Origin of the sequence: Pseudomonas sp. TYF_14, from assembly GCF_043105275.1 — a bacterium.
In the GTDB taxonomy this organism is placed as follows: domain Bacteria; phylum Pseudomonadota; class Gammaproteobacteria; order Pseudomonadales; family Pseudomonadaceae; genus Aquipseudomonas; species Aquipseudomonas alloputida.
Map to the genome: position 1 here is coordinate 1 of NZ_JBICLK010000012.1, position 683 is coordinate 683.

At 61.5% G+C, this 683-nt stretch carries 1 protein-coding gene; it reads left to right on the forward strand.

The annotated features are described in order from the left end of the window. Positions 1–683: immunoglobulin-like domain-containing protein (locus ACF8O8_RS03900; RefSeq protein ID WP_392509277.1), on the forward strand; the 683-nt coding region annotated here is incomplete at both ends.

A 683-nucleotide genomic window follows, 5' to 3' on the forward strand; every position in this document is an offset into this window, starting at 1 on the left:
ACCGTTGGCGGTGCGGACGTCGGTAAGTTCGAGCAACTGACGCTGGACAAGACGCCGGTCAGCACGTCGGTCACCGACGAGCCAGGTACCCCAGGCAACGAAGGCGACCTGGTCAAGGTCACCATCACCGCCGACCAGACTTCGGTGGCCGAGAACGTCAAACCGACCTTCACTGTTCACGTCAACCAGCCGCTGGCTCACGACCTGGTCGTGACCCTGAGCAACAATGCCCAGGTCACCATCAAGGCCGGTGAAACCAGCGCGCCGTACACCCACGCTGCGCAGGGCGATGACGTTTACAACGATGCTGGCCAGATCAGCCTGGGCATCAACTCGGCGGTAGACGCCACTGGTGCGACCTTCGAGAACCTGCAACTGGGCGGCAACGCTTCGGTTCAAGTGACCGACACCACCGACGAAGTGGTGGCCAAGCTGACTGCGACCCCGTCGGTCACCGAAGGCGGCGAGATCACCTACACCATCACCCTGACCAACAAAGATGGTCTGCCGATCAACAACCACAGTGCATTGACCTTCACGCTGAGCGACGGCAAAACCGTCATCACCGTGCCGGCCAACGGCACCGTGGGCACTGCAACCGTGACTGCCCCGGACAACGTCTACGTCGGTACCAACGACCCTGTGATCAAATCGATCGCAACCGTTGAAGGTGCGGACGTCGG